The 12,353-nt window shown below is 56.5% G+C and carries 10 protein-coding genes and 1 pseudogene; 2 read left to right on the forward strand and 9 right to left on the reverse strand.

Going from position 1 to position 12,353, the window contains the following annotated elements:
• Positions 1 to 608: 608 nt before the first annotated feature.
• The 9 genes from ACV1FX_RS38775 to ACV1FX_RS38815 all read right to left on the reverse strand — a co-directional run bounded on the left by ACV1FX_RS38775 (position 609) and on the right by ACV1FX_RS38815 (position 10,994).
• Positions 609 to 857 carry a hypothetical protein gene (locus ACV1FX_RS38775; protein WP_473122772.1) on the reverse strand — a complete coding sequence of 83 codons (249 nt, stop codon included), beginning with the start codon at positions 855 to 857 and terminating at the stop codon, positions 609 to 611.
• A gap of 717 nt (positions 858 to 1,574) precedes the next feature.
• Complete coding sequence (locus tag ACV1FX_RS38780; RefSeq protein ID WP_473122773.1) at positions 1,575 to 2,774, reverse strand: M24 family metallopeptidase; 1,200 nt, start codon at positions 2,772 to 2,774, stop codon at positions 1,575 to 1,577.
• Positions 2,775 to 3,486: 712 nt separating this feature from the next.
• Positions 3,487 to 4,329, reverse strand: coding sequence for a transporter substrate-binding domain-containing protein (locus ACV1FX_RS38785; protein WP_473122774.1), 843 nt, complete (start codon positions 4,327 to 4,329; stop codon positions 3,487 to 3,489).
• A gap of 44 nt (positions 4,330 to 4,373) precedes the next feature.
• Complete coding sequence (locus tag ACV1FX_RS38790; RefSeq protein ID WP_473122775.1) at positions 4,374 to 5,138, reverse strand: amino acid ABC transporter ATP-binding protein; 765 nt, start codon at positions 5,136 to 5,138, stop codon at positions 4,374 to 4,376.
• On the reverse strand, positions 5,135 to 6,031 hold the full coding sequence (locus ACV1FX_RS38795) for an amino acid ABC transporter permease (protein ID WP_473122776.1): 897 nt from the start codon (positions 6,029 to 6,031) through the stop codon (positions 5,135 to 5,137). Before ACV1FX_RS38795 ends, ACV1FX_RS38790 begins: the two co-directional genes overlap by 4 nt.
• A gap of 460 nt (positions 6,032 to 6,491) precedes the next feature.
• On the reverse strand, positions 6,492 to 7,388 hold the full coding sequence (locus ACV1FX_RS38800) for a hydroxymethylglutaryl-CoA lyase (RefSeq protein WP_473122777.1): 897 nt from the start codon (positions 7,386 to 7,388) through the stop codon (positions 6,492 to 6,494).
• Complete coding sequence (locus tag ACV1FX_RS38805; RefSeq protein WP_473122778.1) at positions 7,385 to 8,644, reverse strand: CaiB/BaiF CoA transferase family protein; 1,260 nt, start codon at positions 8,642 to 8,644, stop codon at positions 7,385 to 7,387. The genes ACV1FX_RS38800 and ACV1FX_RS38805 overlap by 4 nt, the downstream gene beginning before the upstream one ends.
• Positions 8,645 to 9,063: 419 nt before the next feature.
• Entirely contained in the window at positions 9,064 to 10,467 is a 1,404-nt protein-coding gene (locus ACV1FX_RS38810) for a M20/M25/M40 family metallo-hydrolase (protein ID WP_473122779.1), read from the reverse strand.
• 335 nt (positions 10,468 to 10,802) lie between these two features.
• Entirely contained in the window at positions 10,803 to 10,994 is a 192-nt protein-coding gene (locus ACV1FX_RS38815; protein WP_473122780.1) for a transposase, read from the reverse strand.
• Here ACV1FX_RS38815 and ACV1FX_RS38820 point away from each other — a divergent pair.
• On the forward strand, positions 10,964 to 11,425 hold the full coding sequence (locus tag ACV1FX_RS38820; RefSeq protein WP_473122801.1) for a hypothetical protein: 462 nt from the start codon (positions 10,964 to 10,966) through the stop codon (positions 11,423 to 11,425). The two genes, ACV1FX_RS38815 and ACV1FX_RS38820, sit on opposite strands and share 31 nt — an antisense overlap.
• 295 nt (positions 11,426 to 11,720) lie before the next feature.
• Positions 11,721 to 12,267, forward strand: a pseudogene (locus ACV1FX_RS38825) (transposase domain-containing protein); the annotation flags it as partial.
• Positions 12,268 to 12,353: the final 86 nt, after the last annotated feature.

The raw sequence follows: 12,353 nt of genomic DNA on the forward strand, positions 1-12,353 counted from the left end.
AAGCTTCTGCGCCAACCCGGCAACTCCGGCGATCAGCAAGCCGCCTGATCTTCATCCAACGCCAATCATATAGCTCACCGCCCCCGCGCGCCCGCGTCAATCTGGCGGCCCTCCTCGTAGGCGTACGTTCTTAGTCAATTCGGTCCTCCGGGAATTGGCTAACGCTTCAACGACTTCAGCTTGGTAGCGAGTGCCTCCGCGTAACTTCCCGACGAATGTGGTCGCATCTTTGATCAGGTCTGCCGCCGACAACGAGTTAGGAACCGCACGAGCATCCAGCGGGCGACTCTCGACCGATATGCGGCAAAAGCTGTCCACGGTTAAACTCCGCGCAGCTATCCGCCTTGTTGCGACCGAGAAAGACATTCCCCGCAGGTGGCGGCCAAGATTTGCGGGCGACAATCTGTCGGGGTCAACAAGCGTGCTACGTCCGCCCAGCTACCGGCTCCGCTCTGCGCAAGATTGTAAGAGAGAAAGCCGCCGATGGTCCCACATCCGATATGAGCGATGCTCTTCCCAGCCCTTTCCCCGCGGGCGCGGGCAACCTCAACGACGTCGAACACGTTTACGTTGACGGCGGGTGCGCGGCAAATGCAGAAGGTACCGCCCTATAGATCAAGGCGACTGTGCCAATCAGCACTGGAATTCGAGGAGTTGAGCGCAGCGATGATGACGAGGCCCGTCATCTTGCACGGGATTGAGATAAGCGCGTCGAAGGAGCCGCAGAACGCCGTGTCGAATGCCCCGCGCGAGACCGCGGCGTGCAAGCCGAGTGCGCCGCCCATCAAGATCGCGAGGAAGATCGCCGCCGCTGCGACGCCGATGGAGTGACGCGCGCCAATTAGGGTGCGGCTCAACACCCGCGCCCAAGATAGTGTCGCTGCCGAGCGGAAGAACCAGCGCATCTGCCCGAACAGGTCGTCGTCGACAATCGAGCCGACGCCATAAGGCGCGATTATGGACCGATGATCGCGACAACCTACAACCGCCAAACGCACGATGAGACCGCCGATCAGGTCAGCGAGCGGTAGGCGGAGGCGGCGCCGCGGTGGAGTCGACGCTTTCGATCGCCTGATTCACGTTCATCGATGACGACGCATCGGGGTGGACGGGGGCTGGCGACGTCGGCGAGCATGAGGAGAAAGAGATAGGCTCCACAGAATATCATGACGGATCACGAACTCCGGTACCGTCGCCACCGACGCGGTGAGCGAGCAGTCGGGCTCGCCCGAGAGCATCCCGTCCAGCCACAGGAAATAGCGGACATAGGCAGGCTGATCGCAGGACCGCGACCGCGTCGGGCGTCTCGTAGCACCACCTCCACGATGTCGCCTTGAAGACTCTTCGTGCCCACGAATACCGCGACGGACACCAAGCCAACAGGATGGCGGCCAAGAAACTGGGCCGCCATGGCCTTCCCGATAAGACCACCAAACTCACACCGTCCCGCCTATCGCGACTACGTCATGGACAAAATCGTCGCCGACCACACTGAGAGCGGCATCAACGAACTTCCCGTTCGGCCAGGGCCGCCGGGCCCTAGCCGCCTATGGAAAAGGAGCAGTAATCTCGCGCTAGAGCTGGAAAAGCTTCCGTGGAACACCTGTCAATACTTCGACGCCGGTATCGGTAACGCGGAATGTCTCGCTGATGACGTAACCGAAATCCTCGTCGATCCAGTTGCCTAACATCAGATGAAAAGTCATGTTCGGCTTCAGTTCTGTCATGTCGTCAGCCGCGAGGCTAGCGGTCTTCTCCACCCAATCGATACCGATTGAGTATCCACAACGTGAAGCCTTCTTGACACCCATTCTTTCAATCGTGCGGTAAAAGGCATTGGCGACGTCGCAGCAGGCGCGGCCGGGCCGGACCGTGTCCAGTGCGGCCTCCATTCCGGCCATTTGAGCCTCATGGACGCGACGCAGACGGTCGGAGGGTGCGCCAATTATGAAGGTGCGCATGAGCGCAACAACGTAATTATGACGGATGCCACTGAGTTCGATATTGATTTGCGAACCATCGCGAAAGACATCCTCACTCCACATAATGTGGGCTGTACCCGTCCGAGGTGATGAACAAATCAACGGCGGCAGCATTCCCGTGGCGGGCTGCTTACCTTTCGCGCCGCGCACCTGGGCTGCCACGATCTCGGCTGCCGCATCGGCCTCGCGCGCACCAGGTCGGATCACTTCGGCCGCCCGCATCATTGCCGCATCAGCAATGCTGGCTGCTTCTCTCATTACGGCTATCTCAAGATCGGACTTAACGATCCTGACCCAATCCACAAGTTTGGTACAATCTACGATCCTCGCGCTCGGAAGTCGCGCCCTAAACTTCTCTATTGTCGAGGCTGACAGGTACTGGGTTGGCAACGTGCTTGAAGTTACGAAACCCATCTCGAGCCCCAACCCTTGGTTGGGAAGTCTACGCTCCTGGAGCAAATCGATCATCGCGTCGAAGGCGTCCTTACCAGGTTGAGTAACCAGGCCCTCGGAGTAGCCGACCACATTAGCTGGTTTCATAAACGTTGTATGGATGGTGCCCGACACATCGAGCATGCGCACGAGCAACGTCGGCTCTTCTTCGTGAATCGAAATTACGAGTGCGTGAGGGGAGTATATTCTGGCCGAATTGCCTGTAAGATAGTTGATGTTGGCCGTGCTGGTCAGGAGTAGCGTGTCAACGTCCCGCCGCCCCATTTCAGTCTTTACTGCAGCCAGCCGACGCAGATATTCTGCTTTGGGAAAAGCCTGCGGTCCTTTGCTGATGGTCATTGTCTGCCCTCCATGGCTGGTCAAGTAATTTTCAGCGGCGACGAGCCGCCTGCGCTTTCCGGAGGCTACCCGCCTCGCAAAGCCGATTTTCTCTAATCTTGACGCAGTTGTAGCTCAACTCCTGCGAGAATTGCGCTGAATGCGAGTGCGCCTTGTCCAGCTTCGACTGCGGTTGGCCGCGTCGTTCTGACGTTTCAGCGTATCCACGCTAGAATTGCAACTGCACGACGCCGTTGATGGCAAAAACGGCGCGGCCAATCCTTTCCGCAATCAAAACACACCCCTAAGCCGTTGGATCACACGTCTCCAACTTCAATGAAGCATCCCTTCGCTCGACCGCGAGCATGCTCGCCTGGAGCAAGGACGCAGTCCTCGTCGCTCACTTCATCGCGCTGGAAAAGCCGATGCAGAGCGGCTTCATGGAGACTTTCATGTATAGACGACCCTGCGGATGCGAGGAATTCTTGACGACAACTTTAGGCAACAGTCCGGTGCGTTCGCGATAGAACTGGCGGCACGCGCAAAGGGAGCAGAAGCGGCATGACCGTGTCCGTGGTCCTGCCGGGAAATTGCGCTGGGCTGTGACGCACTATGGATGCAGAATTTCTGCTCGGAGATGCACGCCGAGACCATTCCTCACATCTCGGCGGGGCATAATCAGGGACTGCCCTACCTGCCATGCCGATCAATGCGTGTCAGGTTAACTGGGCAATCAGGTGCCTGCGTTAATCATCGCCCTGCCGATGGTGCTTTCCTCACCCGGCAAACCCCACTTTTCCATAAGCTTGTTATAGGTTCCATCCGCGATCAACTGATCAAGCGCATCCTTCAGCGCATTGCCGAGAGCCTGATCCTTATTTTTGAAAACAATTCCGAACATATACTTCTTGAGAGGTGCTCCCAATGTTGCAAACGTCTCCCCTTGGGATTTGTTAATATAGGCCAGTGCGCCCGCCCCATAGACACCGAACATCGCACGGCCCTGTTTTATCATCAATTGAACCTGCGAACTATTGTCGGCAAAGATAATGTCCACTGCCGGCTTTCCCTTTGCCACACAGTTTTCATCGTTCCACTTTTTTACGATGTCGACGTGAGCCTTGTTGGAGCGCTGTACCGCAGCTGTCTCGCCGCAGAGTTTGTTCAGGATTTTAAAACGTGGGGCGTTCTCTCTTGTCGTGTACAGCGACATGGGCTCGTAGACGTTGTCTACAAAACTAACTCCAGCCGCTCGACGTTCGGGTATATCACCCATCCCGGACGCGTAAACATCGACACGACCTGTCTTAAGCGGGGCGAAGCTGAGAAGCTGCTCATAACTGAAATCGAGCCAGTTGGCCTTCGCTCCAAGTTTCTCGGCCATTGCATTGAACAAATCGTAGTCAAAACCGCTTTGCTCATTTGTTTTTGGATCCTTAAAGGCAAAGGGCGGATAATATGTTATTGTTCCGACATTCAACGTTCTCCCAGAGTAATCCTCGGCAAAGCTTGTGCCCGCCCAGCAGATTGTTAGAGCGATCAATCCTGTGATCAATGCTTTTGCTTGCGAAGTCATGATTCCTCTCTCGTATTTAGTTGGGTATGAGGATTCGCGTACTTTCAACTCAGGACTGCCGAGATGAATTCTCGTGTCCGCGCTTGCCCTGGGTTCGTGAGAATCTCTTTGGGAGTGCCGCTTTCAACGACTCGGCCATGATCCATAAACAAAACTCTAGAAGCGACCTCACGAGCGAAACCGAGTTCATGTGTGACAACGATCATCGTTGTGCCTGAGAGCGCAAGATCTTTCATAACGGCTAGGACCTCACTCACGAGTTCCGGATCTAACGCCGACGTAGGTTCATCAAACAGCATCAGCTCCGGTTTCATGGCAAGAGCACGCGCTATCGCAACGCGCTGCTGCTGTCCTCCAGACAGTTCCACTGGATAAGAATCGCATTTGTGCTCTAAACCAACGCGCTTAAGCAGTTGGCGCCCTTCGGACACAGCGAGTTTACGATCGACCTTAAGTACCTGCGTCGGCCCCTCGACCACGTTTTCAAGTGCCGTCTTGTGAGGGAACAGATTGAATCGTTGAAAGACCATACCCGTTTTCAGTCGCTGCCTTGCGACGTGGCGCTCCGACAACTCGTATAGCTTGTTCCCCACCCGTCGGTAGCCGACTAGCTCGCCGTGCACCCAAAGCGCGCCCTTATTGATAGTCTCGAGCTGGTTGATGCAGCGTAGAAATGTGCTCTTCCCGGACCCCGAAGGCCCAATAATGCACACAACTTCACCCCGATGCACTATCAGGTCGATACCCTTAAGCGCTTCAAAGTTGCCAAAAGTCTTGCTAACGCCGCACGCCTTCAGAACCTCGTTCATTTGCCGCGCCCTCCCGGCTGAGTGGCGCGTGCTGCACCGCGTGCGAAGTACGTCTCGATCCGAGATTGCAGAAATGTCAGAACTGTTACTACGACTAGATACCAAAATGCCGCAACGAACAGCAATTCTATAACACCGTTATTCAGATAATATATATTCTGCGCGGCATACAATGTTTCTGGAAACTGAATCATACTCGCTAGTGAAGTCCATTTCACCATTCCAATGAATTCATTTCCTATTGGCGGCACTACAAAGCGCATTGATTGAGGTAAGACAATTCGACGAAGCGCTTGCAGACGGGGCATTCCAATGGCGCTCGCGGCCTCATACTGACCGTAGTCGACTGAAAGGAGTCCAGCTCGAATGACTTCCGAGGTATATGCACCTTGATTTATGCCGAGACCCAATAATGCAGCAACGAACGGCGTCACCACGTCTACGGTTCGCCATTCAACAAAGCCCGGTATTCCGATCGTTGGAAATACTAGCGCCAGGTTGAACCAAAGCAATAATTGCAGGAGGGACGGGAGCCCGCGGAAAAGCCATACGTAAAAGTATGTGGCACCAAGTATTACAGGGTTATTCGAGAATCGCATCACTGCGACCATGATCCCGATCACCACACCAAGCACCATCGCCGACACAGCCAGCAGCAAGGTATTTCCCAAACCGATGAGAATTGTGCTGGCAGTGAGATACTGGCCGGTCACCATCCAAGCGATCTGACCGTTGGCAAATGCCCAAACTATCCACCCAGCCAGCCCGAGAATGATTACCGAGGCGACATATCGACCGACGTAGCGCCGCGGGACGTGTTCTAGCGTTCTGTAATCAAGTCCGGATCCGTCTTGGACTTTCAGTGAATCTTCGATTCCGATCTGCATAGTCATTTTCTCCCCCTTCGCCGTATTGGGTATCGACGTATTTTAAAGATCGGACCCAAGCCGCTCCCATGCAGATTTTTTTCTTTCAAGCAGTCTAAGGCATCCCAACAACGCACATCTTCAAAAACTGAATGAAATCCGCACGAATTCGGCGAAGATGACCAGATCGCGACGATTTCCGGCGACATCTCGGACTTTCTTAGCGGGCTTGGGCATCCCTGCCCAGACGAAACAAACACACCGTTATCGCATAGCGAGGTAGCACTGGCCCTCGGCAAATGCCGTGCCATCTTGAGGAGGTCCTGAAGGTGATTGTTTTCAGGTAACCGAGCCTTCCGCGTCAGTTTCTGGACGACCTGGCAGAGGCGAATCCGCTTGTCTTCGGCGGTTTGTAATTTGCGACCGGATTCGCCCTCGGACGGTTGAGTCTTTTCAGAGTGCCGCTTCCGCACTACAATTTCTGCAGCTATCTTCGCAGTGCTTTTCGGATGCGCCCGCCAGTTGTCCCCCCGGGTATAGCCGCACCCTTCCCTGCCACGTCAAGAAGTTTTTCGATGTCGATCCCGCTCGAGACGCCCATGCGCTCGAACATCCAGACTAAGTCTTCTGTGGCCACATTTCCAGTCGCCCCAGGGGCGAATGGGCACCCGCCGAGGCCCGCAAATGACGCATCAAAACTGCGAACGCCGACCTTGTATGCGGAGTGTACGTTCGCCGTTCCAACACCGAAGGTGTCATGCGCATGTAATGCCCATCGTGTCGCGGTAGGTAACCTTTCCTTCGCGGCAAGGAAGAGTTCCGCGACATGAGCCGGATCCGCACGTCCCGTCGTGTCACTCAGGCAGATCTCAACATCCAGCCGCACACGCATCATGCGTTCCATCAACTGGAGAGTACGTTCTATTGGGATGCGCCCCTCGAATGGGCAATCGAATGAAGTAGCCAGTGCAAGCCGAATATCGATGTCTGGGGGAATTGCCAGTAGCAGGCGCTTATACTCCTCGACCGACTCTTCCGAAGACCGCTTGACATTATTCTGGTTGTGCGCCTCGGAAACCGAAACAACGAAAACTAGGCGGCGTGCCCCGGCCTGCACTGCAGCTTTGCCCCATTTCTCGTTGGGAACGAGGACCTGAGGTTGAACGGTCGGGAAGCGATTGCACGAACCCAGGACATCCGCGGTGTCCTGCATCTGCGGCAGAGCCTTCGGGCTTACGAATGACCCAACCTCAATTCGCCTTAGGCCAGCCTGGGCGAGCTCCGCCAAGAAGTGGATCTTTGTTTCGGTCGGAATAAACGGACCTATCCCTTGGAATCCATCCCTCAAGCCGACTTCGACGATTTCGACCTCATGAGGGATCATGATACGATACCTTCCTTTCTCAGCAACGCGATCTGATCTGTATCGTATTTAAGGTCTTCCCGAAGTATCTGGTCGGTATGCGCCCCTATAGACGGACCGGGCCATCTTACTGCGCCCGGGTTGTCAGGGATATGTGGAACTACGCCTGCATGGAGAACCTTGCCAAATTGCGGATCATCCACCTCCTGCACCATTCCGCGCGAAAGAAACTGCACATCGTTGGCGATTTCCGCCGCAGTATAAATAAGTGTGGCAGGCACGTCGGCCCCGGCAAGCATCCGATCTAGTTCTGCCGCGGTATGCTGCATAGACCATTCGCTGATCAACCGATCAAGCTCTTCTACATTCGCAACGCGAGACTGGTTTCCGACGAAACGCGGATCGGTTGCCAGCTCTGGCTGACCCATGAGCCTTGCGAGCCGCTCGAAAATCGGCTCGGAGTTCCCACCGATCAGCACCCAGCCTCCATCGGACGTCGGGTAAGCGTTCGATGGAGCAGCGGTCGGTATGCGAGAGCCAACGGGTTGCTTAACTGTACCGAAAGCGCCGTACTCAGGCAGCATCCCATCCATCATACTCAAGACGGACTCCGTCAACGCGATGTCGAGCGTTCTGCCGGGACGTAGCTCCGACACGCCCTTCCGGTCACGCGCCCAGAGTGCTGCCATGACGCCGAATGCCGCGTAAAGACCGGCAATTGAATCGCCTATTGATACCCCGACGCGGACGGGAGGTAGTTTTGTGATGCTCGGCGGATGGTTCGACAGATACCTCAGGCCTCCTATCGCCTCACCTATAAGGCCAAACGCGGCCCTGTTTTTGTACACACCGGTCTGGCCGTAGCCGGATATGTGAGCGACAATCAGACCCGGGCGCGCTTGCTCAAGCCGTTCCCGGTGCAGTCCAAAAGCGGCCAGTTGACCAGGACGAAAGTTCTCAACAACCGCATCGCAGGTTTTCACGAGATCCAGGACAAGCTCGACAGCCTTTTGCTTCTTTAGGTCCACGGTGATGCAGCGCTTGTTGCGGCCATGCATCGACCACCATGGAGCGCCTACTCCTTCGATCTGCCGCCCCCATTGCCGCACGGGATCGCCGCCGGGGGGCTCGATCTTGATGACTTCCGCACCGAGGTCCGCGAGCAATCGAGTGGCAAATGGCGCTGCAATGAAATGACCAAGCTCGAGTACGCGTAATCCTGACAGCGGCCCACTTCCATGCCGCGTAGCGATCGTCTGTTTCTGTGGCTGATGCATACCTATCATTAGACCCCGTGAGAATTAGTGACCGCGAAAGCAGCCACGGCTACCAACATCGCCCGCCTTGATCCCGACAAACGGCTCATGCGCCGCTCTCCAGCCATTTGGCCTCTACCCGCTGAACTGCTCCGAGTTCGCTCCCAACCTCGGCGCTCCTGCAAATCGCCAACCTGGAGTGAAGTCCGAGCCGAAAACGAGGCTCTACGCCGGAGACTTTAGTCGAACGAGGATCAGGTTTTCGTGAATCTGGAGGTTCAATGCGCCGATCTTCTGCGCATAACTCACCTCTCGGGCTGGATTAGAGCGACCGCACCTGCGGCGATGGACCACCACTTGCACGCGGCGAGCGGACACCGCGCAGCTACTAGGCGGAGGCGGCTGCGCGCTAAATGGACCTGTTGGAAGAAACCATAAGCTTAACTATCTGCGATGCTCCGCGATCTACCCATCTCATCAAGCAGAGCGGCGCCCGTTCGTATACCTTTTAAGAAGCAGTCAATCTTGATGTTTTCGTTCGGCGCGTGGTTGGCTTGATCTGAGTTGGCATATGGCACGACGAAAGAATGGGTGCCAAGAATCTTCGTGAATACATACTCTGGCAAGCTTCCCCCAATCAGCGGGTAGATCAAAGGCTCTTTTCCCTGCCCTGCGCGGATCGCGCGTTTAATAACCTCTGCATAGGGTGAATCGAATGGTGTTTTAGACGGCAGCATCGCTTCAATACGCACGACCTCGACATCGGGAGCATGCTTCTTCACATGAGCTTCGACTTTTGCTAGGATTTCATCCGGCGTCTGCCGCTCGACTAGGCGTATATCGCATTTCACCAGCGCTTCGTTGGGAACGATCGATTTCGCACCGGGACCGCCATAGCCGCCGATAAAGCCATTTATGGTGAGCGTTGGATAAAACATGATGCGATCAACGACAGGCCGATCGACAGGCGCGTCCAGATATTTGAGCTTGTAGGTCTTCCTAATGTCGTCCGCACTGAACGGCAACGCACGGGCAGCCGCGAGTTCGGCCTCGCTAGGTGGAGCGACCTCGGAATAGAAGCCATCAATGAGAACTTCGCCGGCGGCGTTCTTCATCGTTCCGAGCAAATGCACCAACGTCCAGATAGGATTCGGGACCACTCCGCCAAAGCCGCCCGAATGGACGTCGGTGTTGGCGTGACGGATGCGAAGTTCGAAGGAGGCGATCCCTCGCACACCATGGAAAAGGGCTGGGCGACCGGATTCACTCATGGCTCCGTCTGCCGTGACGACCACATCGGCCTTGAGCAGATCTCGGTGTTTCTGAGCGAAATCCGCTATGTGCGGGCTACCCACCTCCTCCTCGCCTTCGAGCAGGATGATAACGTTGCATGGGAGCTTGCCGTGCACAACCAAGTAGGATTCGATGGCCAAGATTTGAGCAAAATGCTGAGCCTTGTTATCTCCAGATCCACGAGCGAAGATGCGTCCATCGCGGATCGTTGGTTCAAACGGCGGGCTGATCCACGCTTCTAAGGGCTCAGGCGGCTGCACGTCATAGTGACCGTATAACAAGATAGTTGGCGCGCCGGGCGCCTTCTCCCAGCGACCTATAACCATCGGGTGGCCTGCAGTAGAAACAGCCTGCGCTTCCATCCCGAGCGTGGCCAACATCTTCACAAGGATCTCAGCAACCTCGCGAATCCCGATATCCTGCGCGCTGATGCTCGGGTGCTTGAGATAAGTCAGCAGCCGCGCAATAAAACTATCCTGGTTGGCCTCGATATGGCTGAAAACCGAGTCGAGCTCGGCGTCCGAGTGGGTCTGCATTTCGGATTTTGTCATGCCAGTGATCTAATCCTCGTGTCGGGCTTCTCAGCTTCAGCGATAGCCCTGGTCGGCGATATACGTCTGCTGGATTTTAATGATAGTGGCCGCCTACGGCTGAGAAGAACCGAAAAACCGCTAGCCAACGGTCAAAAACTGCAAAAACCTAGACGGAATTGCAGAATTCAATGCACCCGGCGCTCCCACCCAAGTACGAACGGCGGGGTTGCGTACTTGAGCGTCGCCGCCGCAACTTTTTCCACCAAGCGGATTGACGCGGCAGCGTTCGTCCTAGGGCGGCGCCGTTTCGGTGCAATATCGAGCGTCATAGCATCGCTTCTGGAGTGGTAGACTCATCGAACAAGCCGAAGTTGCCGGATGGGAGCAGTCCGCAGATCCGTCCTTCGGCTTGATACTCTTAAGTAGGCAACGAGTTGCCGCGGATGAGCAAAGCGGGAGAAGTCTCCGACCTCAGCGAGCACAGTGGCGGCGACGATCGGACCGACACTCTTCAATGCTTGCAGAGCCTGCACTGCTTGGCCCACGGCGAGCCCGTGATCACTTCTCGGATTTGCTGCTCGATTCCTGCCTTGCGGGCCTCATTATGCTCGAGGGCGTTGAGGTAGGTCTGGAACGCAATCTGTTGCGCTGGATGGGTGAACGTTCTTTTGCAGAGCCACATCCGGTGTCGGCGACTCCAGGCCTTGCCTTCGAAGCGCAAGTCGCAACGGAGCATGAACGCCTGGATACGGATGCGATCCCGGCGGACATCTTGACCGGCTGCGTGCCGCGCTCGGTCGCGCAGTGCTTCATGAAGCGCGTCTGGTACCCAGACATAGGTAAGCTCACCGGCCCGGTGCAGACGAGCCAGAGCGATGGCGTCGCGCCGGTCATTCTTGATCCGCTCGCCAGGCTTTCGTGGCGTCAGCGAAAAGGGGCACACACTCTGCAGATCATCCCCATTGCCGAGAGTTGACGCTGAACGTCGTAGCACCTGGCCTCGTAGACGAACTCGACGACTTCCTTGCCGGGCACCACGCTCGGTCAATGCCCAGGATGAAATCCCGGGCAGGAAAAGACCATGTCATCTGGCCGTCGATGTCGGCCGGCGCGGTATTGATCTCAGCCGGCGCAGATGGCTTATATGCTCGAGGGCATCGACTGGCGGAATCCGCAACTGAGTTGGCGACCAGTGCAGGCTGAGCGAAGAAACTAGGTTGCTGCCATTTTGGGGAGTCCCAACGCATTCAATCTGTGATTCACTGTTTCGCATGGATGCCGACCGCGACGCTGTTCCGGATGACGTCGCCGCCCTGAAGGAGGCGCTGGCGGTCGAGCGCGCCAAGGGTTTGGAGATCGCCGCCGAGCTCGCGGTCGCCCGCGCGAAAGCGTCGGAAGACGAAGCGCTGATCGCTCAGCAGAAGCTGCAGATCGCCAAGCTGAAACATCAGATCTACGCCCAACGGTCGGAGCGTTCGGCGCGGCTGATCGAGCAGTTGGCGCTGACGTTCGAAGAGCTGGAAGCCGCCCCACTGAGGACGAGCTTGCGGCGGAACGGGCAGTGGCCAAGGCGACGACGGTGCGCGGATTTACGCGCAAGCGCGCCGAGCGTCAGACCTTCCCGGAGCACCTCCACGGGAGCGAGCGGTGATCGATGGGCCGACGGCTTGCGAATGCTGTGGCAGCAACCGTCTGCGCAAGCTCGGCGAGGACGTGACGCGGACGCTGGAAGTGGTGCCGCGCCAGTGGAAGGTGATCGAGACGGTCCGGGAGAAGTTCTCCTGCCGCGACTGCGAGAAGATCAGCCAGGCGCCGGCGCAACCAAACATCGATGACATATAGTTTGCGCAATCCATTGGGACGACCTTTTCTGACTTCCACCTCGCAGCTATGATGCAACACAC

It is taken from the genome of Bradyrhizobium ingae, from assembly GCF_055791185.1.